At 35.0% G+C, this 20674-nt stretch carries 23 protein-coding genes; 7 read left to right on the top strand and 16 right to left on the bottom strand.

Annotation, left to right across the window (positions count from 1 at the left end):
• Positions 1–10: 10 nt before the first annotated feature.
• From Q0543_RS13065 to Q0543_RS13055, 3 genes are read left to right on the top strand one after another with little or no spacing between them, the layout of a single operon-like run.
• Positions 11–1075, top strand: coding sequence for an endonuclease/exonuclease/phosphatase family protein (locus tag Q0543_RS13065; RefSeq protein WP_299253844.1), 1065 nt, complete (start codon positions 11–13; stop codon positions 1073–1075).
• Between the two features lie 13 nt (positions 1076–1088).
• Positions 1089–2582, top strand: a complete 1494-nt coding sequence (gene cysS, locus Q0543_RS13060; protein WP_299253841.1) for a cysteine--tRNA ligase — start codon at positions 1089–1091, stop codon at positions 2580–2582.
• Positions 2572–3585, top strand: a complete 1014-nt coding sequence (locus Q0543_RS13055; RefSeq protein WP_299253838.1) for a M28 family peptidase — start codon at positions 2572–2574, stop codon at positions 3583–3585. Before cysS ends, Q0543_RS13055 begins: the two co-directional genes overlap by 11 nt.
• On the opposite strand, the gene Q0543_RS13050 is transcribed toward Q0543_RS13055, so the two are convergent.
• The 12 genes from Q0543_RS13050 to Q0543_RS12995 form a co-directional block, all read right to left on the bottom strand.
• Positions 3580–4461 carry an LD-carboxypeptidase gene (locus tag Q0543_RS13050; protein WP_299253835.1) on the bottom strand — a complete coding sequence of 294 codons (882 nt, stop codon included), beginning with the start codon at positions 4459–4461 and terminating at the stop codon, positions 3580–3582. The two genes, Q0543_RS13055 and Q0543_RS13050, sit on opposite strands and share 6 nt — an antisense overlap.
• Before the next feature lie 43 nt (positions 4462–4504).
• Entirely contained in the window at positions 4505–5146 is a 642-nt protein-coding gene (locus Q0543_RS13045; RefSeq protein ID WP_299253833.1) for an OmpH family outer membrane protein, read from the bottom strand.
• Between the two features lie 24 nt (positions 5147–5170).
• A complete protein-coding gene (locus tag Q0543_RS13040) occupies positions 5171–5710 on the bottom strand; it encodes an OmpH family outer membrane protein (protein WP_299253830.1) in 540 nt (179 codons plus the stop codon).
• A gap of 4 nt (positions 5711–5714) precedes the next feature.
• The gene (bamA, locus tag Q0543_RS13035) at positions 5715–8258 is read right to left on the bottom strand and encodes an outer membrane protein assembly factor BamA (RefSeq protein ID WP_299253827.1); all 2544 of its coding nucleotides are present in this window, start codon (positions 8256–8258) and stop codon (positions 5715–5717) included.
• Positions 8259–9014: an isoprenyl transferase gene (locus Q0543_RS13030; RefSeq protein WP_299253824.1), complete on the bottom strand. Its 756-nt coding sequence runs from the start codon at positions 9012–9014 to the stop codon at positions 8259–8261.
• A gap of 53 nt (positions 9015–9067) precedes the next feature.
• Positions 9068–9763, bottom strand: a complete 696-nt coding sequence (locus Q0543_RS13025) for a DUF6089 family protein (RefSeq protein ID WP_299253821.1) — start codon at positions 9761–9763, stop codon at positions 9068–9070.
• A gap of 3 nt (positions 9764–9766) precedes the next feature.
• Positions 9767–10762: a DUF6089 family protein gene (locus Q0543_RS13020; protein ID WP_299253818.1), complete on the bottom strand. Its 996-nt coding sequence runs from the start codon at positions 10760–10762 to the stop codon at positions 9767–9769.
• Positions 10763–10850: 88 nt separating this feature from the next.
• Positions 10851–11729 (bottom strand): NAD kinase, encoded by an 879-nt coding sequence (locus tag Q0543_RS13015; protein WP_299253815.1) that lies wholly within the window; start codon positions 11727–11729, stop codon positions 10851–10853.
• Positions 11730–11740: 11 nt separating this feature from the next.
• Positions 11741–12406: a CBS domain-containing protein gene (locus Q0543_RS13010; protein WP_299253812.1), complete on the bottom strand. Its 666-nt coding sequence runs from the start codon at positions 12404–12406 to the stop codon at positions 11741–11743.
• Positions 12396–13169: an alpha/beta hydrolase gene (locus Q0543_RS13005; protein WP_299253809.1), complete on the bottom strand. Its 774-nt coding sequence runs from the start codon at positions 13167–13169 to the stop codon at positions 12396–12398. Before Q0543_RS13005 ends, Q0543_RS13010 begins: the two co-directional genes overlap by 11 nt.
• A gap of 108 nt (positions 13170–13277) precedes the next feature.
• The gene (locus tag Q0543_RS13000) at positions 13278–13796 is read right to left on the bottom strand and encodes a CvpA family protein (protein ID WP_299253806.1); all 519 of its coding nucleotides are present in this window, start codon (positions 13794–13796) and stop codon (positions 13278–13280) included.
• A gap of 9 nt (positions 13797–13805) precedes the next feature.
• On the bottom strand, positions 13806–14264 hold the full coding sequence (locus Q0543_RS12995; RefSeq protein WP_299253803.1) for a GatB/YqeY domain-containing protein: 459 nt from the start codon (positions 14262–14264) through the stop codon (positions 13806–13808).
• 63 nt (positions 14265–14327) lie between these two features.
• Between Q0543_RS12995 and Q0543_RS12990 the strand changes: the two genes are divergently transcribed.
• The 4 genes from Q0543_RS12990 to metK all read left to right on the top strand — a co-directional run bounded on the left by Q0543_RS12990 (position 14328) and on the right by metK (position 17911).
• Entirely contained in the window at positions 14328–15041 is a 714-nt protein-coding gene (locus tag Q0543_RS12990) for a pyridoxine 5'-phosphate synthase (RefSeq protein ID WP_299253800.1), read from the top strand.
• A 7-nt stretch (positions 15042–15048) separates the two neighbouring features.
• Entirely contained in the window at positions 15049–15813 is a 765-nt protein-coding gene (locus Q0543_RS12985) for an alpha/beta fold hydrolase (RefSeq protein ID WP_299253797.1), read from the top strand.
• A gap of 35 nt (positions 15814–15848) precedes the next feature.
• Entirely contained in the window at positions 15849–16571 is a 723-nt protein-coding gene (locus tag Q0543_RS12980) for an SAM-dependent methyltransferase (protein ID WP_299253794.1), read from the top strand.
• 80 nt (positions 16572–16651) lie between these two features.
• Positions 16652–17911 (top strand): methionine adenosyltransferase, encoded by a 1260-nt coding sequence (gene metK, locus Q0543_RS12975; RefSeq protein ID WP_299253791.1) that lies wholly within the window; start codon positions 16652–16654, stop codon positions 17909–17911.
• 61 nt (positions 17912–17972) lie between these two features.
• Here metK and raiA read toward each other — a convergent pair whose 3' ends face one another.
• From raiA to Q0543_RS12955, 4 genes are all read right to left on the bottom strand, one after another.
• Positions 17973–18272 carry a ribosome-associated translation inhibitor RaiA gene (raiA, locus tag Q0543_RS12970; protein WP_299253788.1) on the bottom strand — a complete coding sequence of 100 codons (300 nt, stop codon included), beginning with the start codon at positions 18270–18272 and terminating at the stop codon, positions 17973–17975.
• Between the two features lie 25 nt (positions 18273–18297).
• Entirely contained in the window at positions 18298–19179 is an 882-nt protein-coding gene (locus Q0543_RS12965) for a tyrosine-type recombinase/integrase (RefSeq protein ID WP_299253786.1), read from the bottom strand.
• 64 nt (positions 19180–19243) lie between these two features.
• Positions 19244–19441, bottom strand: a complete 198-nt coding sequence (gene rpsU, locus Q0543_RS12960; RefSeq protein ID WP_299253782.1) for a 30S ribosomal protein S21 — start codon at positions 19439–19441, stop codon at positions 19244–19246.
• Positions 19442–19518: 77 nt separating this feature from the next.
• Positions 19519–20658 carry an acyl-CoA dehydrogenase family protein gene (locus Q0543_RS12955; protein ID WP_299253779.1) on the bottom strand — a complete coding sequence of 380 codons (1140 nt, stop codon included), beginning with the start codon at positions 20656–20658 and terminating at the stop codon, positions 19519–19521.
• Positions 20659–20674: the final 16 nt, after the last annotated feature.

Below are 20674 nucleotides of genomic sequence, written 5' to 3'. Positions count from 1 at the left end.
ATTTGATTAAATGACAAACCAACGTACATATAAAGGTGCTATTTTATTGACAGTGATGTCATTGGGCCTTTATTTTATGCCCGATATTTCTCCTAGGTCATTTTGGTACAGTAGTTTTATTAGCTTATTTATACCAGCAGGACTTATTGTAGTTATTTGCGCCTTGGTTTATTGGGGTATTAAACGAGATTATTTATTTTTCTTGGCTTTTATTCTTCTTGTAATTAATTGGAAGTTTGTTCAACGTTCGATAACGATTTCATCAGAATCTGAAAAAGAGCAGGAGTTTAGTATTTTATCCTACAATGCGCGACTTTTTAATGTATACCCACAATTTGCAGATAAGACATTTTCAGCAACCCGTAAAATGATAGACTTTATTAAAAAGTCAGATATTGACGTGGTATGTATCCAAGAATTCTATAATGACCCCAAAGACACTCTATTTAATACGGTGCATCGTATAAAGAAAAAGTATCCCTATTATTATTTTAGCACCACATTTAAAAACCATACGGGCGGTATGTTTGGAATGGTGATCTTTAGTAAGTATCCAATTATTTCTAAAGGGACGGTGGTCTTTAATGAAGGATCGAATAACCAAACCATTTATGCTGACATTGACTTTCCAACTGGAAAAGCACGCGTGTATAACATGCACTTACAATCAATGAGTATTAACGATAAAGAAATTGCAGAAAGTCATTTTGATCAAAAATCAAAAACCAAAGTGATGCAAGCGTTTTTAAAATATAAAAGCGGAACTATTAATAGAAGTATTCAGGTTGATAAGTTGGTAAATCACATTAAAGATTCTCCTTATAAACCTATTGTTTGCGGAGATCTTAATGACCCTCCATATAGTTATACTTACGAAAAACTTTCTGATGTATTAAACAATGGATTTGAAAAGAAGGGAAATGGGTTTGGATTTACCTTTAATGGAAAAATACCTTTTCTGCGGATCGATCATCAGTTTTCAGATCCAAACATCATTGTAACTCGTTTTGAAACAAAAACATCCGTATCTTTTACGGATCATTTTCCAATAATTGCCGGATACCGATTTAAATAATAAATTGCCAGAGATGACGATAGAAAAATTAGTAGTATATAATACGCTGAGTAGAAAAAAGGAAATTTTTGAACCCATACATGCACCCTTTGTAGGTATGTATGTATGTGGACCTACGGTATACGGAGAAGGACATCTTGGGCATGCACGCAGTGCAATCACATTTGATATTGTTTTTAGATATTTGAAGCAATTGAAGTATCAAGTTCGTTACGTTCGCAACATTACAGATGTGGGACATTTAGAGCATGATGCAGATGAAGGCGAAGACAAAATTGCTAAAAAAGCAAAGTTGGATAAGGTAGAGCCAATGGAAATTGTGCAACGCTATACCGAATATTATCACGACGCATTACGTAAATTAAATGTATTGCCTCCTAGTATTGAACCCACCGCATCTGGTCACATACCGGAACAAATAAAAATGGTAGAAGAAATTTTATCAAGTGGGTATGCCTATGAAAATAAAGGATCTGTTTATTTTGACGTAGAGAAATTTACAAAAGAAGACCATAAATACGGGCATTTATCTGGGCGTATTTTAGAAGACTTAGTTAGCGGCACTCGAAATCTAGACGGTCAACAATCTAAAAAAAGCTCCTTGGATTTTGCTTTGTGGAAGTTAGCTTCTCCGGAACATATTATGAAGTGGGATTCACCATGGGGAAAAGGTTTTCCGGGTTGGCATTTGGAGTGTTCTGCAATGAGTACAAAATACTTGGGCGAAACATTTGATATACACGGTGGGGGAATGGATTTGATGTTTCCACATCATGAATGTGAAATTGCACAATCCGTTGCAGCAAATAAAAAGGAACCGGCAAAGTATTGGTTGCATAATAATATGATTACCATCAATGGGCAGAAGATGGGTAAGTCCTTAGGCAACTTTATAACGCTGAATGAACTATTTGCAGGCGAGCATGAGTTGCTAGAGCAAGCATATTCGCCTATGACTATACGCTTCTTTATTTTACAGGCACAATATAGAAGTACCCTAGATTTTTCGAACGAAGGTTTAAAAGCTGCCTACAAAGCCTATCGAAAAATAATGAATGGTTTAAAAATGCTCGAAAGTTTAGAGTATGTAGAGAATCTTTCAGAGCAAGACGCTACCTTGAATGCAGAGATAGATAAAATTATTTCAGATTGTTATAAAGGCATGTCAGATGATTTTAATACTGCCATTACGATTGCATCCTTATTCAATTTAATAAAGAAAATAAACGTATTTTATTTAAAGCAAAAATCAACTTCCTTACTTTCAAAAGAAATATTTGAAGCTATGAAGTTGCATTATCACACCTTGGTTTATGATGTACTGGGATTAATTGATGAAGTAGCAATTAATCCGGAAGGCTTAATAAAAGGCTTATTGGAATTATACAAAGAAGCAAAAGAACTGAAGCAATACGACAAAGTAGATCAAATACGTGCGTATTTTAAACAACAAGGCTTGGCTATTAAAGACATGAAACATGGTATTGATTGGGCATATGAAGAATAAAACAAAAATAATATCCACCGCACTACTAGTAGTAGTTGTAGGTATCTTAGCTGGTTGCGAATCAAAACCATCCGTTGTTGAAATACCTGTTGTAGCAGAAAAATTAGCTCCGATTGAAACGCCTATTTTCAATGAAGACTCTTCCTATGGCTACGTTGCAAACCAAGTTGCATTTGGTCCACGCGTTCCTAATATGAAAGCACATGTTGATTGTGGTGAATATTTAGTGCGGTTTTTTATGAAGGAAGGCGGCAGTGTCTTACGTCAAGAATTTGTTTCTAAAGCGTTTGACGGAACAGAATTAAAATTAAAAAACATCATTGTTTCTTACAACCCGAATGCAACCAAACGGATTTTGTTTGCGGCGCATTGGGATACTCGCCCTTTTGCTGATCAAGATAAAGCAGAGCCCAAAAAACCTATTGATGGTGCGAACGACGGTGCAAGCGGTGTTGGCGTATTAATGGAACTAGCACGTGCGATTAATGCAGCAGAAAAAAAACCAGATGTGGGTTTTGATATTATTTTGTTTGATGGTGAGGATTATGGACAGCCGATGTTTTATCCTGGTCCATATCAAGAAAATAGCTGGTGCTTGGGTTCTCAATATTGGGCAAAGAATAAACATAAAAATAATTATTCTGCTTATTATGGAATTTTGTTAGACATGGTAGGAGCAAAAGATGCTACTTTTGCTAGAGAAGGTGTATCCATGCAAAATGCACCATCCGTTGTACAAAATGTATGGAGTGCAGCAGCTCGATTAGGTTATGGTAAGCACTTTATTTCGTATTTAAGTGACCCTATTACGGATGACCACACATACATCAATCAAATTGCCATGATACCCATGATTGATATTATTGAGTTTGAAAATAGCGATGGCAATTATTTCGGACCGTATTGGCATACACATGATGACAATATGGATGTCATCGATAAAAATACCCTTAAAGCAGTTGGCCAAACATTGATTGAAGTATTGTACCGAGAGAAATTATAAATATTTCAATGTCACTTCATTTTTATTTACTATCAATTCACTCTTCATGCCTAGTATTATAGGCATGTTGGGTGCTTCATGACCAGCGGGGAATTGAAAACATATTGGGAAAGAAAATGTGCTACAATGCTCAAGAACAATTTGAGCGACTGTTTTACCAAACTCTTTTTCATTTGTAATGTTGGTCATATGACCAACAATAAGCCCCTTTAACTTTTTTAGTTTTCCTGCACGTTTTAATTGAACGAGCATTCGATCAATATGATATGCTGCTTCTCCGATTTCTTCTATAAAAAGAATTTTGTTGTCTGTGATTATTTCAGTGTTTGTGCCTAAGCTAGAACAGATAAGAGTTAAGTTACCTCCAGTAATAGAGCCTATTGCCTTTCCGAACGTATTTGAAGGGTCTGAATATAAAGCATAGGAGGGTAGATCATTGTTTAATATGGAAACCACTAAATCTACTGCTGATTTTTGATCTGGCTCTGCAGCTTGCGAAACCATTGGCCCGTGAATGGAAGGTATATTATTATTGGATAAAAGTATGTGTAAACTGGTTATATCACTATAGCCTATTAGCCAACTTGGTTTTTTAAAAAAGACATTCCATTTTATAGTATCAATGATACGAGTAGTGCCGTAACCACCCCGTGCCATCCAAATAGCAAATGTGTTGGTATCATTAAGTGCATGTTGAAGGTCAACCTGTCTGTCTGTATCTGAACCAGCAAGTGATCCTTGTTTAGAATATAAAGAGACACCTTCTTGGCAGTTAACGTTTAGGCTTGTTAAATAACGAATGCCTTTTTTAACAGAAGATTTAGTTACAACACCTGCAGGTGCTATTATATGAATGGTTGGTAGCGCGTGCTTCATATATTAAATATAAAAAAAGGCTTCCAATTTGGAAGCCTTTTGATTACTTTTTAGCTGGAACCGTTTTGGCTGGCGTGGCGGGTGTTGTAGGATTGGCTGGCGCAGGTGCTGCTGGTGTTGTCGTGCTACCTGTTTGTGAAATTACAATGCCCATATCTTTAAGAACCAAAGCTGAAATATCGTTCGCATCTTTATTTTTTGAATAAAGAATAATTGCTGAACCACCATAATCAACGTGTGTGCTGATGATGTATGTGTAATTGTTTGCAGCAGCCACTTTATCAATTGAAACTTGTACTTTATCCAAAATAGGATCAAGCATAGCCATAGATTTACTTTGCAAATCTTCTTGGGCAGTTTTTTCAAACTCTTGAATCGATTGTTGCATTGTCATCAACTCTTTTTCTTTATCTGCAATAACAGCGGCTGGCATCATACCAGATTGAACACCTCGTTGGTATTCATCTAATTTACGTTGGTATTCAGTTCCTTTATTTTCTAATTGCGTTCTTAATTGTTTTTCATAGGTTTGCAAATCAGCCTCTACTTTTTTCGTTTCTGGCAAATTACTTAAGATAAATTCTACGTTAGCAGTACCTATTTTTAAGGGCTCTGTTTGAGCCTGAGCTTGAATAATAATTACAGAAAAAAGAGCTACTAATAGGGTTGATAGTATACGTTTCATAATTTCAATTAATTTTTTTATTTTTTATTTATTTGTGGGTATTTTATCGTTTTTGTCTCCTAATCCTAATTCTTCCAGAACAAAATCAGTGTAGTCATGAACGGGATCGGTATATACCATAACCAACTCCCCAGATTTATCAAATATAATTGCTAGTTTCTTTTCTTTAGCAACTTTTTCAATAGCTTTAAATAATTTGTCTTGAGCAGGTTTTACTAATTCTTGACGTTTTAAAAACAATAAACCTTTAAACCCAAAATAATTTTTTTGAAGATCGCGCAATTTACTTTCTTTTAAAGCAATGGTATCCATCCGTTCTTTTCGCATGTCTTCTGTTAATAAGACTTCTTCGGCTTGATAATCTTCTCTAAGCTTATCAATCTTAACTTGATCGGCTTCTATTTCCTTTTGCCATTTCAAAGAAAATTCATTCAATTCTGTTTGAGCTTTCTTGTATTCAGGCATTTGTTTAATAATGTATTCTGAATCAATGTAGCCAAATTTTTGCCCCCAAGCGAATGTTGAGAATAAAGTCAATAATAATGCCAAACATAGACTTTTCATATATCTAACGAATTTGTTGACCAATAGTAAATGTAACGTGGGCTTTATGATTTGGATTTGGCAAACCAGGTACTTCATCAAATGGTTTACCCCAATCGATACCAATTAATCCAAAGGCTGGCATAAATATTCTAGCACCAAAACCTGCAGAACGATACATATTAAATGGATTTACATCATTTATTGTTCCCCACGAATTACCTGCTTCGAAGAAGGTTAATACGTAAACAGAGAAGGATGGACTGTTAGAGATAGGATAACGAAGTTCTGCTACGAATTTATCAAATGCTACTCCACCTGAAGGTGTTGGTTTGATACTGTTATTTGTGTAACCTCTTAAGCCAATGATGTCGGAACCAAGAAGGTAGTTATAGCCCGATAAACCATCCCCACCCATAATATAACGTTCAAATGGTCCCACTCCAACACCTGGTTGATATGCAGCAATTACACCACCATGGAAACGCGTATTGAATACAATTTTATGTTTCGATTTTTGTCTGTGTTGCCAAACAGTTGTGAACCAAGAGAGATCTAGTCCGTATTTTTGATATTCCAACCATTTATATCTCTTACTTGATTCAAGGTTTGGATCTTCGTAGTCTAATTTATTAAAATAAGAGTATGGAGGTGTGAAGGTCATACTCATAGCCATACTACCCCCAGATGATGGAAATTGAAAATTGTCAATACTATTTCTAGACAAAGTTAGATTGTAAGAAAAGTTATTTGAGAAGCCTGAAGTATAACCAATAGCAGCAGTTGAAGAGCCACTTTGATAATTATCAAGTGTGTATCTTAAAATAGAGAAGGTATGGTTGATGGTAAAGAAATCATCAGGCCATTTTAATCTTTTACCAATACCAACGGTAACACCGGTTACTTGTAATGACCCAGATTTGGACGTATTACTTGAGGTGTATTGACTTTGAACAGAATGTTGTAAGCTTACAGATAAAGAAGTAGGTTTTTTACCTCCCAACCAAGGCTCTGTAAAGGATATGGAATAGGTTTGATAGGTTTTACCATTCGCTTGGACTCTAAATGCAAGACGTTGTCCGTCACCAGCAGGTAAAGGACTCCAAGTTTTTGGATGTTTGATGTTTCGTAAAGAAAAGTTGTTGAAAACTAGACCTACCGTACCAACAAAACCGTAGTATCCACCCCAACCACCAGATAGCTCAACCTGATCATTTGGTTTTTCAGTAACAGAGTATCCGATGTCTACTTTTCCTGTAGCTTGATTTGGCACAGGGTTCATACCTAAACTTTCATTATCGAAATAATTTAAAGCAGCCAATTCACGTTGTGTACGAATTAAATCCGCACGGCTAAATTTATCGCCAGGGTATGTTCTTACTTCACGTAGAATTACATGATCGTGTGTTTTGGTATTACCATCTACTTCAATGTGGTTTACAATAGCTTGTTCACCTTCATAAATACGCATTTCAATATCAATGGAGTCTCCTTCAATAAGGACTTCTACTGGGTCAATACTAAAAAATAAATATCCATTATCTAAATACAAGGAACTAATATCAGGCCCAGCGGGGTTAAAACTTAATTTTTGCTGTAATTGATCGTTGTTGTATACATCCCCTTTATTAATTGCTAATATGTCTTTTAATTGTTGGGTAGAGTAAATATAATTCCCTTTCCAAGTAATATTTCTGAAGTAATACTTATCTCCTTCATCAATATTAATAGCTACGTTTACAGCATATTTTTTATAAGGTGTAACGCTATCGCTAACAATTTGCATATCTCTATATCCTCTTGAATTATAAAACGCTACAATAGCATCTTTATCTGCTTCATAGGTTTTACTAATCATTTTAGATCCGGTCCATACATTCATAATGTTTTTCCCTTTGGTTTTCTTCATCTTTTTTAGAAGAAAATTAGATTCAAAAGATTCGTTTCCAGTCAAGGTTATTTTATTTATGCGAACTTTATTTTTCTTATCGATATCTACTCTAAGGATTATATTATTTTCTAGAATGGTATCTTTAATTTGTATCATATCAACTTGTGCATACAAGTATCCTTTTTCTAAATAATATTCGGTGATTTTATTTTTAGCATTTTTAATTAATGCATCGTTCACAATACGGCCTCTTGCCAAATCAATTTTATCTTCTAGATCTTCTCTCTCAGATTTAGTCGCACCTTGAAATGTAAATTTTGTTAATCTAGGACGCTCCTTAATAATAAATTCTAAATAGATATTTTTTACTTCTATTTTTTTGACAACAACTTCCACATCACCGATGAGTCCTTGCTCCCACAATTTTTTTATGGCATTCGAAATTTCATCACCAGGCACAGTAATTTTATCACCAACTTTTAAGCCAGTCAATGAGATTATGGCTTCTGGATCTAAAAATTGCACACCAGAAACAGTGATGCCTCCGATATAATAATCTTGCGGATTTTCATAATTAATTTCCACATTCGTTCTTCTGTTACCTAGACGCCATTGCTGGCTAAATGCAGATAACGTACATACGTGAAATAAAAAAATGATGTATAAAATCTTTTTCATTTAAGCTTTTGCTCCATTCAATTGTTCACTTATTTTTCCAAATCTACGTTCGCGTTTTTGAAAATCAATAAGTGCGTTATATAAATCTTGTTTTCTAAAATCAGGCCATAATGTATCCGTAATATGAATTTCGGTATACGCGATTTGCCATAAGAGAAAATTACTTATTCTAAATTCTCCACTTGTACGAATCATTAATTCTGGATCCGGCAAGCTAGCATCTGCTAAGTAATTTCTAAATGTGCTTTCGTTAATAGAACTAATCGAAATTTCATTTGCTACTACCGCTGCTGCAACTTTCTTTACAGCTTCAATCAGTTCCCATCTGCCACTATAACTAAGTGCTAACGTTAATACAAGCCCCGTATTGTGTTTTGTAAATTCAATTGTTTCGGCTAACTCTTTTTGACATGATTTAGGTAAAGATTCTAAATCGCCGATAGCTTTTAATCGAACGTTATTTTTTGTAAGGGTTGGCGTTTCACTTTTAATGGTAGAAACTAAAAGTTCCATCAACGCATTTACCTCTGCTTGGGGTCTACTCCAGTTCTCGGTAGAAAAAGCATATAAGGTTAAATACTTTATGCCCAATTCTGCACAGGTTTCTGTTGTTTCGCGCACAGATGTAATGGCACTTTTATGACCGAATATGCGATTCAGTAATCCTTGCTTTTTTGCCCAACGACCATTTCCATCCATAATGATGGCTATGTGATCGGGCAATTTTGATGCGTCTATGTGTGATTGGTACTCCATGAAATTTATCGAAGGGTAAATGTACTAATAAAAATGCCCTTTTTAAAATTGTATTACCTAGGACACACTACTTTCCAGAAAATATAACCTACTGAAATGCCCGTATAGTAATACCAATCGGTATCATGGCTATTTGTTATGTATCTGTTAGAGCCATTCGAATTGTATAACCCGTCTATAGCGTCTGTAAATGTTTTATTAGCAGTTATTTGAAAGTTGAATATCCAATGGGCGTTTGTTCTGTATTTAATACCGCCACCAAAAGGGATAGTCGGTTGGGCAATCGTATTCGTTTTATAATTAGGATCTGAGATGGTACTTTTATAATTCAAGATGCCTAAGCCTGCAGTGATATAAGGAGAGAAATGCTTGCCATTACTTTTTTCGGTATATGAAAAATCAAGAAAGTTATATTCAATCATGACGTTTACATCATTGTATATAGTTGAGAAGCTGGCATTTCTATAATTCGCCATAGCCGTATTGTACTTTCTATCCGAAGCGGTAAGGATACCTAAACTAGTAGCTACTTTTAACGAAAGTACTTTGTTGAAATTTAATCTATAGTAAATTTGGCCTGCTGGTCTGAAGTTTCGGACGTCAACTAACTTTACGATATCCCCAGAATAATTGGAAGCCCCTAAGCCAAAGCCAATTTCGTGCTTTTGAGCACTGACATTTAATGAGAAGTAAATAAAAAAGATAGAAAGAACAAATCTCCCTATCTTTTGAAATAACGGAATGGTCATTTTTTATCTAAATTTTGGGCAAACGACTTTGCCTGGGAATATATAAGTTAAGTGAAAACCAGTTACGATATAAACATCTCTTCTTCCTCTTAAATCTCCACGTTGACCACCTTGTTGACCATAAGTTGAAATTCCAGTCCATCCATCGTTTTGATTTTGAGGATGTCCTGCATAACCCGTCTGAGGATTCGCTCCGTAATGGTTATCGACACTTGCAGCCAATTCAGGATTCGTGGAATAGGCTTGATATGATTTGTCAGACATCATTCTTGATTCGTCACCATAAGCCTTCGTAAGTGCTTCTTTATCGTAATATGTACCTCCTACATCATCTAAGTAGTCAGTCAATGTGAATCTCCATCCTATATCAAATGCGATATCCCACTGTTTCGAGAGCTTATATCTGAAGCCAACACCAAGGGGTATAGCAATTTGATTGCGCGAATAATTTTTTGGTCCACCCGGTAGGCCTTGACCTTCTGTGTGCAAATCTTTTAAATTTACCCAATCACCATTTGCATTTTGCCCTTGTGGGTTGTGGTGAAAGTATGCTAAGCCAACAAACATATAAGGCGTGTAGTCTGGTCTTTTTGAAAATCTGCGTGAATTTTCAAAAAGGTCAATCACAACATCAAATTTAAATTCATAAATCTGATTTCTGAATGATAAATTTCGGTATAATCGATTAACATTCAAAGGTTGGTAATCTGCACTTTTAGAGTCATCTCCTTTGATTCGACCATAAGAGAATGTTCCTCTTAAAGAAACTCTAGGTTTTATTCTGTATAAACCTGTAACACCAAAGTTATAACGTGTAAATTTAATACTTGGGCTAAGCAAACTTGGACCTGGGTCTAAGTCACCTACATAATTCATTGCATTGATACAACCGCCTAAGCTGTAATATCGATATTTTTTAAAGCTTTTTTGTGCACTACTTTCGATTGTGCAAAGACTTAGTAAAAAAAGAACGAAGAATACTTTTTTAAATTGCTTCATATACTAAATAAATACGAACAAGATTGTAAAATCAGGTGATTTGTTTGTTAAAAGTTATTCAATATAGGACTATTATTTTAGATTTAGATTAATTTCTAGCATCTAAGCCCCAATTTAATTTACTTCTAAGAGTTTTATAATAATTGTAATTTTTTAATTCAACGAGTTGAATTTGAAAGTCTTCTTTTTTAACTGAAAGTTTTGTATTTGAAGAAACAATTTCCGATCTGGAGTCTAACGATATAAGAAAGTTTTGGTTTCGCCCTTCAATCTCAAAGGATATCTGTGAACTGTCTGGAACAATCATTGGCCGTACATTTAAGTTGTGCGGACTAATGGGTGTGATAATGAAATTTTCAGTTTTTGGATGTACCAATGGGCCACCACAACTTAACGAATAACCTGTTGAACCTGTAGGAGTTGCCACCAATAGGCCATCTGCCCAATACGAATTTAGAAATTCGCCATCTATATATGTATGTACTGTAATCATGGAAGAGGAATCACGCTTTGTTAAGGCAAACTCGTTCAATGCATAATTTAGACCGCCAAATAGTTTTTCCTCCGAAACTAATTTTATAAGTGTTCTACTTGAAATTGAATAGCTTCCATCGATGAGTTCATTTATAGCTGCTTCTAACTCTTCTCTAGGTGTCGTAGCTAAAAAGCCCAATCTACCTGTGTTAATACCAACTAATGGAATATTTTTTTTCCCTATAAAAGTGGCTGCTTCAAGTAAGGTTCCATCTCCACCGATACTCAACATAAGCTGCACATGTTCTACGTCAAAAATCGTTTTAAAGGTAGCATACGATTGGGGCAATTCAATTTTGCATTCAAGTAAAAAGTCTACAAAAGATTCATTTATTGTTAATTGAACATCTTTTTTCTGGAGATAAAGTAACAAATGTTGTACATAAGGTATATTATCTGCTTTGAAAGGTCGTCCATGTAATGCAAAAATCATATCACAACGAATTACATGTTCAAGTATTTAAACAACATATCCAATCGATCTTTATCATAATCTACAATATCCGTTTCTTGAAATTGAGCAATTATTTTATAATCGTATCTTTCAAGCGTTGCAATAACGCGGGTTAGATCTATGCGGTTTAATTTTAAGGTAACCTTTATAAAAGAATCTTTTTTAGAGTCGTCTGATACAAATACGCTCATAATCTTCGTGTCATTTGCTTCAATCAATCTAGATATTTGAGCAAGAGAATAATCTATTTCTTTCATTGCCAAAACAATGATTCCGCCTACACCTTGGCTGGCAAACATTTTTGCAATTGCTACTGATGTTTCATTTACAGAAACAACACCTAAATACTCATTCGCATCCCCAATTACAGGGATTACTTCCAATTGATTTTTACTTGCAAGACTTATAACATCATAGTAATGTGAGGTTGCTTTGACTGTTACATCTTTATAACTTAACACATATTCTGATATGGGTAAATTTGGATTATTTTTTTCTAAGAGTGTTTCTTCATCTATAATTCCTTTATACAAGCGTTCATCCACAACAGCAAGTTGTGTTAGATGAAATACTTCCATCCAATTCAAAGCTATTTGACTGGTGTCATTTAACTTTAATGGCGGAATCATTTTATTGATGAATTCTTCAGCTAACATGTGAAGTTGCGTGTTTATTTATAAAACGTTCAAATATAGAATTAAATGTATCCGGATGTTCCATCATAGGTGCATGTCCACATTTATCTATAAAATGTAATTCTGATTTTTTAATGAGCAAATTGAATTCATGCCCAACCAACGGTGGTGTAATGGTATCGTTTAACCCCCAGATCAATAATGTGGGCTTATTTATTTTATGTAAATCGCTTGCTATGTTATGACGTTGTGCAGATTTAGCAATAGCAATGATACGTATACACTTTGGTATTTCGCTACATATCTCATATACCTCATCAACTAATTCTTTTGTTGCTGTTTCTGGGTAAAAGAAAGTGTATTCAACACGTTCTTTTACATATGGATAGTTTCCACGTTTTGGAAATGATCCTCCCATACCATTTTCAAACAAGCCAGAGCTCCCTGTTAAGGTTAAACTCTTTACAGAAGATTGATTTTTTAATGCATATAATAGCCCAACATGTCCACCTAAAGAGTTTCCTACTAAATTTAATTCAGTAAGTTTTTTATGCGCTACAAATTTTTCTACAAAACTTACCAATCCTTCTAAACCTGCAGATTTTATTGGCATTTCGTAAATAGGCAACATCGGGATAATAACACGGTAGTTTTTGCTGAAATAATGCACAAGCTTTTCCCAATTACTTAGTGCTCCAAACAATCCATGTAGTAAAAGCAATACTTCTCCTTCGCCTTCTTCAACGAATTTAAAATCGCCTTCTTTTTTTATTATCAACTCCATAAAATCAACAAATACGCATCGTATAGGTACTAACGTGCAATCTAAAACAAAGTTATCAATAATCAATACGCATGAAGTATTGAGAATTGGTATATAATTTAATGAATGTTAATCAATAAGTTGTTCAACTTTACCCATTATATCTTCAAATGGAATAATTTGACCTAATAATTTTATAACACTTGGCGAATATTCTGTGAGCCATACATATACAAAAGATTCGTCTGTATACTCAATAGGAATTTTCAAACCAGATTTTTGTAGTAACCACAAAACACAACCCAATCCAAAAGCAGCTTTTAAAATACCTACCAATGCACCCGCATATTTATCTACACTACCAAATAAGGTTTGATGCAAAACGGAAGTAAGAAATTTTCCAAGAAGTATGATTGTTATCAACACTCCTAGAAAAATAAGTAAGAAACTTGCCACGGGTAATATGCTATCATTAAGATCAAACCATTCCTTCAATTTAGAAACACCAATTTGCCCCAAATTAAATGCAGTTATTATGGCTATTATGAAAGCAATGAAAGTTATAAATTGAATTAACAAACCCGTTTGATAACCTTTATATCCTCCATACCCTAAAATTAAAATCAATATAATATCAATGACTTCCAAGAGAAATTATTAAGCTAATGTTGACAATATTTTTTTAACGGCTTCTGAAACTGCTTTGCCATCTGCTTTGCCTGCCAACTCTTTAGATGCAACACCCATAACCTTTCCCATGTCTGCAGCACTTTTAGCACCAACACTTGTAACAATAGATTTTACTGCAGCTTCGATTTCTTCATTGCTTAATTGTTTCGGAAGGTAGCGTTCAATTACTTCAATTTCCTCCAATTCTTTTTCTTCTAAATCCTTTCTTCCTTGTTGTGCAAAAATGTCTGCAGATTCTTTACGTTGCTTGTGTGCTTTGGCAAGGATTTTAGATTCTTGATCTGCGGACAATTCTCCCGTAGCACCTTTTTCGGTTTCAGCTAACATGATCATCGATTTAATAGCACGTAATGCTCTTAAATCTTCTGCATTACGCGCGATCATGGCTTTTTTTATATCTGCTTCAATTGTTGTTTTTAAACTCATATGATTTTGTATTTTTGTGTTCGGTAGGACAAAAATATAAATAGAACTACATACTACAAGCACATGACTCGATTAAGTGTAAATATTAATAAAATTGCCACTCTACGCAATGCTCGTGGGGGTAACAATCCGGATGTGGTAAAAGTTGCCTTGGATTGCGAACGTTTTGGTGCAGAAGGTATCACAATACACCCTAGACCCGATGAAAGGCATATTCGCTATCAAGATGCCTACGATTTGAAAAAAGTATTAACGACAGAATTCAATATTGAAGGCAATCCAGAAGGTTCATTTATTACTTTGGTGGAAAATATTAAACCGCACCAAGTTACCTTAGTACCAGATGCGGTAGATGCAATTACCTCGAATGCAGGCTGGGATACCATTAAACATCAAGCCCGTTTAAAAGAATTAATACAACATTTCAAAAGTTTGGGTATTCGAGTTTCGGTATTTGTAGACCCAAATGTGAAGTTTGTTGAAGCGGCTGCAACGGCTGGAGCAGATCGCATTGAATTATATACCGAACCATATGCTGTTCAATATCATACAAATAAACAGCTTGCGGTGAAACAGTATGTTGAAGCTGCAAGCTGTGCTCAAGGTTTAGGCATGGGAATTAATGCAGGTCACGATCTAGATTTATTTAATTTGAATTTCTTAAAATCTGAAATTCCTTTTTTGGATGAAGTTTCCATAGGACATGCCTTGATTTGCGATGCTTTATATTATGGCTTAGAAAATACCATACAATTATATTTAAGAGAATTAAAATAATAAGTAGATGCAATTATTTTATAGAGAAGCGGGAGAAGGTAGACCAATAGTTATTTTACATGGATTGTTTGGGTCTTCAGACAATTGGATGAGTGTTACAAAAGAACTTGCTTTGCATTACAAAGCATATGTGTTAGATGCACGCAACCATGGTCAATCGCCACATGCAGTTATTCATAATTACACCGAAATGGCTGCTGATTTAAAAGAATTTATTGACTTTCATAAAATTGAAAATCCTATTTTGATTGGTCATTCTATGGGTGGCAAAACCATTATGCGTTTTGCCGCTGAATATCCAAGCGTTGCAGAAAAATTAATCGTTGTCGATATTTCCCCGCGTTTTTATGGAAGACATCATGAGGCCATTTTAACAGGCTTAGCTGCTATAGATTTAGTAACACTTAAAACACGTGGGGAAGCAGATGCCATTTTAAGTAATTATGTAGGAGATGTAGGCGTACGCATGTTTTTATTGAAAAGCTTGTATCGAAACAGCGAAGGGGAATTTGATTGGCGCATCAATTTGTCTGTACTTTCAGATCAGATTGATAATATAGGTGAAGCCTTGCCTGAAACTGCAAAGATTAACATTCCAACATTGTTCATTCGGGGAAGTGAAAGTGGCTATATTGAAGCAAAAGATACGGCATTGATTCAACAGCATTTTTCAAATGTGCGTATTGAAACGGTTGATGGCGCAAGTCATTTTGTGCATGCAGAAAAGCCCCAAGAGGTAATTGATTTGATAGAAAAATTTATAGAAAATTAAAACGACAGTCATTCTTATTTACCCCTATAAATTTTATGTCAACCTCAAACATTAAAAAGGTTTATTTAATTCCGAATGAATTATCTGAAGATACGGCAGAGCGCTATATTCCAGAGGTTGTAAAGGATACCTTATTAAACTTACGTATTATTTTTTGTGAAGATGCCCGTACAACTCGTAGGTTCATTGGCAAGTTATTGCGAGGGAAAGTTTTAGTTGAAGAGTATGTTCTTTTTGAATTGACCAAATCAACAACCAATCAACAATTAATAGAACAAATCAATCAAATTAAACAGCCATCAGAAGTTGGGATTATAAGTGATGCAGGCTGTCCAGGGATTGCCGACCCAGGTTCTTTGCTGGTAGCTTGGGCGCATAAACAAAGCATTCAAGTTGTGCCCTTACCTGGTCCATCCTCAATACTATTGGCGGTTATGGCTTCTGGTTTAAACGGACAATCTTTTGCATTTAACGGGTATTTGCCCATTGATAGACTGGAACGTAAAAAGCGTATAAAAGAATTGGAACGCATCAGCAAAATGGCAAATCAAACGCAATTATTCATCGAGACTCCTTATCGCAACGATAAGATGTTGGATGATTTAATTGAAGTATGTGAAAAGAGCACGCTTTTAACCATATCCGTAGACTTAACAGGGGCAACAGAACGAATTGTAACAAAGCCTGTGGGACAATGGAAAAAAGGAGAATTGGTTTTAGGGAAAAGGCCCACCATGTTTGGGTTTTTAGCCGTGTAAAAGTATATTTCACTATTATAAACTTTTACCGTATTTTTGTCTAATTGATTAAAATATAAACATAACAACACAAACTATATATGCCTTATTTATTTACATCAGAATCGGTTTCTGAAGGACACCCGGATAAAGTAGCAGATCAAATTTCAGATGCTTTAATCGATCATTTTTTGGCGTTTGATCCAAATGCGAAAGTAGCGTGTGAAACGTTGGTAACAACAGGACAAGTTATATTAGCAGGTGAAGTAAAATCAAAAGCATATTTAGATGTTCAAGAAATTGCTCGTGAAGTAATCCGTAAAATTGGATATACTAAATCTGAGTATATGTTTGAAGCAAACTCTTGTGGTATCTTATCTGCTATACATGAGCAGTCTGCAGATATCAATCAAGGTGTAGACCGTAAGAAAAAAGAAGAACAAGGTGCCGGTGACCAAGGAATGATGTTTGGTTATGCAACCAACGAAACAAATGATTACATGCCATTGGCACTTGACTTGGCGCATAAATTATTGATTGAGCTTGCGGCTCTTCGTCGTGAAGGAAAAGAAATTAAATATCTTCGTCCAGATGCAAAGTCTCAAGTAACATTGGAGTACGACGACAACAATCGTCCAACTCGTATCGAAGCAATTGTGCTTTCAACACAGCACGATGATTTTGACACAGAAGAAAAAATGCATAAGAAAATTGAAAAAGATATTATTTCAATTTTAATTCCGCGTATCGTAAAAAAATATCCGAAGTATAAAAAATACTTTGATGGAAAAACTAGAATTAAATACCACATCAACCCTACAGGTAAATTTGTAATTGGTGGTCCACACGGCGATACAGGTTTAACAGGTAGAAAAATCATTGTAGATACATACGGTGGTAAAGGTGCACACGGTGGTGGTGCTTTCTCTGGTAAAGATCCATCTAAAGTAGATCGTTCTGCAGCGTATGCTACAAGACATATTGCTAAAAACTTAGTTGCGGCTGGTTTATGCGATGAAGTATTGGTTCAAGTTTCGTATGCAATCGGAGTTGCAAAACCGATGGGTATTTATGTAAATACATACGGTACTGCAAAAATTAAAAAGACAGACGGACAGATTGCTAAAATTGTTGAAGCATTATTTGATATGCGTCCTTACGCTATTGAACAACGTTTGCAATTACGCAATCCAATTTATAGTGAAACTGCAGCATACGGACACATGGGTCGTAAGCCGCAGATTGTAACTAAAACATTCAAAAGCAACGATGGCAAAGTAATTAAGAAAAAAGTAGAATTATTTACTTGGGAAAAATTAGACTTTGTTGAAAAAGTAAGAAAAGCATTTGGTATTAAATAAGAATATCAAATTATATAAAATAAAAAGCCCTTCCAGATAATTTCTGGAAAGGCTTTTTATTTTAATGACTAACCGATTTTTCTTTATGCTTGGTTAGTTGATTTTTTAATGTGTCGTAGGCATGATCAATTGCTTCTTCAAATGAATCACGTTGTTCTTTAACGACTATTTCGTTGCCAGGAATATTTAATTTTATATTTACGACTTTATAACCCTTCGATTCGTTTTTATCTAATTTCAGAAATACTTCGCCATCAATAATGGAATCATTGAACGTCTCTAGCTTGTCTAATTTCTTTTGAAGAAAGTCTAATAGTTTCGCATCGGCGGTGAAGTGGATGGATTGTACGTGCAATTTCATACGTTCTAATTTTAAAGGGTAAATACTATGATTTAGGGTGTGCTTGATCAAATATTGATTTTAATTTATCAATGCTATTGTGCGTATACACTTGCGTTGCGGCAAGACTTGTATGACCCAACAAATCTTTAATGGCATTTAAATCAGCACCTTTATTTAAAAGATGGGTAGCAAAAGTATGACGCAATACGTGTGGACTTCTTTTATCTACCGTGGTTATCTGATCCAAATACGTTCGCACCAATCTATAAATGAACATTGGATAAACTTGCTCCCCACTATTAGTAACGACAAAGAATTGGTTAATGTTACCAAAAGACTCCGATTTCTTTTTATTAATGTATTCTTTAGCTAGTACTATGAATGCATCGTGTATTGGAATGATACGTTCTTTGTTTCCTTTTCCAAGAACTTTAATTGTTTTTTGAAAAAAATTAATATCTACTGTTTTAAGTCCAATGAGTTCTGATAGCCGTATACCAGTGGCATACAATAATTCAAGAACTAATTTATCACGCGTAGATTCAAAGGTATTATTGAATTCAATGAGATCTAAAAGTTTAATCATATTGTCTTCTTCTACAAAAACGGGAAGCGACTTCTTAACTTTTAAGGCACGTATTTTTAAAGTGGGATCTTTGGTGATGCATTCTTTTTTCTGAAGGAAATGATAAAAGGAACGTAAACAAGCAATTTTTCGATTGATTGATTTAGGTTGCATTTCTTGATCCACAAGTGTTACAATCCAACTCCGAAGCATCGGGTAGCTTGCAAATTCTGGTGTAGAAAATTCGTACGTAGTAAGTAAATATTCAACAAGTTGCGAGAGATCGTTCTTATAGGAAACAGTGGTATGTTTGGAATACCTCTTCTCGACCGATAAATATGTTAAAAATTCATTTACCATATTGTTTTACAGGAATTCAACTTCCAGTAAAACAATATAGATAAAATATCTTAAATAAACGAAACTAGTCGTTTGCAGCGCCTTCTTGTAATTTCAGACGGTAAGAAGCACGAATTACTTGCTTTCTCATACGTACAGATTTTTTCTCGTAGTAAGAACGCGCACGAAGTGCTTTTAAAACACCTGTTTTTTCAAATTTCTTTTTGAAACGCTTTAAAGCTTTATCTATCGGCTCGTTTTCTTTGATGTTGATTACGATCATAACAATTGATTTTATTTTATTAGGACTGCAAATTTACGTATTCATTATTAAATAAGCAATGCAGAATGTGAATAATTTTATTTTTGTAAAGACTTGGCAATCACAATTTTCTGTATTTCAGAAGTTCCTTCGCCAATTGTACAGAGTTTTGCATCTCTATAAAACTTCTCTACGGGGTAATCTTTGGTGTATCCGTACCCTCCAAAAATTTGTACCGCATCGTTTGCAGTCTTTACAGCTACTTCTGAAGCATATAATTTAGCCATAGCTGCTTCTCGTGTCATGGGCAAACCCTTCATTTTCATATCGGCCGCTTTGTAAGTTAGTAACCGCGCCGCTTCAATTTCCGTTGCCATATCAGCAAGTTTAAATGAAATGCCCTGAAAATTACCAATGGGTTGGTTGAATTGCTGACGTTCTTTTGAATACTGTAAAGCCGCTTCAAATGCGCCTTGCGCAATACCTAAACTCAATGCAGCGATTGAAATCCTTCCTCCATCCAAAACCTTCATGGCTTGTTTAAAGCCATCGCCAACATTCCCCAAAACCTGACTTTTATGTATGCGTACGTTATCTAAGAGTAATTCACAGGTTTCGGAAGCGCGCATTCCTAGTTTATTTTCTTTTCTACCGCTAGTGAAACCAGCTGTACCTTTTTCAATGATGAATGCAGTTGAAAATCGTTTGTCTGTGTTATCTGTATGTCGTGCTAATACGACCGCAACATGAGAGGATTTGGCATGTGTAATAAAGTTTTTACTACCATTTAATATCCAATAATCACCATCCTGAATAGCAGTGGTTTTCATGTTTCCAGAGTCTGAACCTGTATTTGCTTCCGTCAATGCCCATGCTCCAATCCAATTACCACTCGCTAATTTTGGAAGGTATTTCATTTTCTGTTCTTCGTTTCCAAAAGCTAGAATATGTCCTGTGCACAAGGAATTGTGAGCTGCCATTGATAAACCAATAGAACCACAAACTTTTGAAATTTCTTCCAAAGCAGTGATGTATTCAAAATAACCCATACCTGCACCACCGTATTGTTCTGGCACAAGTACCCCTAATAGACCAAATTCGCCCATTTTTTGGAACGTTTCCACTGGAAATTCCTGCTTCTCATCCCATAGCATTACATTTGGTCTTATGTATTTTTCAGCTACATCTTTCGCCATCTTGGCTATGAGTACTTGATTTTCAGTTGGTTCAAAATTCATATAGATTGGAAGGAAT

The sequence above is a fragment of the uncultured Cytophaga sp. genome, from assembly GCF_937863595.1.
GTDB lineage: Bacteria > Bacteroidota > Bacteroidia > Cytophagales > Cytophagaceae > Cytophaga.
Note: the sequence above shows the minus strand (reverse complement) of the source record. Positions and strands in the feature narration are given on the sequence as shown.

What these genes read in the sequence shown, in the direction of transcription:
- Q0543_RS13020 (WP_299253818.1), bottom strand. Translation starts at nt 10,762, where the DNA reads ATGAAGCAATTTAAAAAAGTATTCTTCGTTCTTTTTTTACTAAGTCTT.
- metK (WP_299253791.1), top strand. Translation starts at nt 16,652, where the DNA reads ATGCCTTATTTATTTACATCAGAATCGGTTTCTGAAGGACACCCGGAT.
- Q0543_RS13040 (WP_299253830.1), bottom strand. Translation starts at nt 5,710, where the DNA reads ATGAAAAGTCTATGTTTGGCATTATTATTGACTTTATTCTCAACATTC.
- Q0543_RS12955 (WP_299253779.1), bottom strand. Translation starts at nt 20,658, where the DNA reads ATGAATTTTGAACCAACTGAAAATCAAGTACTCATAGCCAAGATGGCG.
- Q0543_RS13045 (WP_299253833.1), bottom strand. Translation starts at nt 5,146, where the DNA reads ATGAAACGTATACTATCAACCCTATTAGTAGCTCTTTTTTCTGTAATT.
- Q0543_RS13030 (WP_299253824.1), bottom strand. Translation starts at nt 9,014, where the DNA reads ATGGAGTACCAATCACACATAGACGCATCAAAATTGCCCGATCACATA.
- Q0543_RS13065 (WP_299253844.1), top strand. Translation starts at nt 11, where the DNA reads ATGACAAACCAACGTACATATAAAGGTGCTATTTTATTGACAGTGATG.
- rpsU (WP_299253782.1), bottom strand. Translation starts at nt 19,441, where the DNA reads ATGATCGTAATCAACATCAAAGAAAACGAGCCGATAGATAAAGCTTTA.
- Q0543_RS13010 (WP_299253812.1), bottom strand. Translation starts at nt 12,406, where the DNA reads ATGTTAGCTGAAGAATTCATCAATAAAATGATTCCGCCATTAAAGTTA.
- Q0543_RS12995 (WP_299253803.1), bottom strand. Translation starts at nt 14,264, where the DNA reads ATGAGTTTAAAAACAACAATTGAAGCAGATATAAAAAAAGCCATGATC.
- Q0543_RS13015 (WP_299253815.1), bottom strand. Translation starts at nt 11,729, where the DNA reads ATGATTTTTGCATTACATGGACGACCTTTCAAAGCAGATAATATACCT.
- cysS (WP_299253841.1), top strand. Translation starts at nt 1,089, where the DNA reads ATGACGATAGAAAAATTAGTAGTATATAATACGCTGAGTAGAAAAAAG.
- Q0543_RS12985 (WP_299253797.1), top strand. Translation starts at nt 15,049, where the DNA reads ATGCAATTATTTTATAGAGAAGCGGGAGAAGGTAGACCAATAGTTATT.
- Q0543_RS12965 (WP_299253786.1), bottom strand. Translation starts at nt 19,179, where the DNA reads ATGGTAAATGAATTTTTAACATATTTATCGGTCGAGAAGAGGTATTCC.
- Q0543_RS13055 (WP_299253838.1), top strand. Translation starts at nt 2,572, where the DNA reads ATGAAGAATAAAACAAAAATAATATCCACCGCACTACTAGTAGTAGTT.
- Q0543_RS13025 (WP_299253821.1), bottom strand. Translation starts at nt 9,763, where the DNA reads ATGACCATTCCGTTATTTCAAAAGATAGGGAGATTTGTTCTTTCTATC.
- Q0543_RS12980 (WP_299253794.1), top strand. Translation starts at nt 15,849, where the DNA reads ATGTCAACCTCAAACATTAAAAAGGTTTATTTAATTCCGAATGAATTA.
- Q0543_RS12990 (WP_299253800.1), top strand. Translation starts at nt 14,328, where the DNA reads ATGACTCGATTAAGTGTAAATATTAATAAAATTGCCACTCTACGCAAT.
- bamA (WP_299253827.1), bottom strand. Translation starts at nt 8,258, where the DNA reads ATGAAAAAGATTTTATACATCATTTTTTTATTTCACGTATGTACGTTA.
- raiA (WP_299253788.1), bottom strand. Translation starts at nt 18,272, where the DNA reads ATGAAATTGCACGTACAATCCATCCACTTCACCGCCGATGCGAAACTA.
- Q0543_RS13050 (WP_299253835.1), bottom strand. Translation starts at nt 4,461, where the DNA reads ATGAAGCACGCGCTACCAACCATTCATATAATAGCACCTGCAGGTGTT.
- Q0543_RS13005 (WP_299253809.1), bottom strand. Translation starts at nt 13,169, where the DNA reads ATGGAGTTGATAATAAAAAAAGAAGGCGATTTTAAATTCGTTGAAGAA.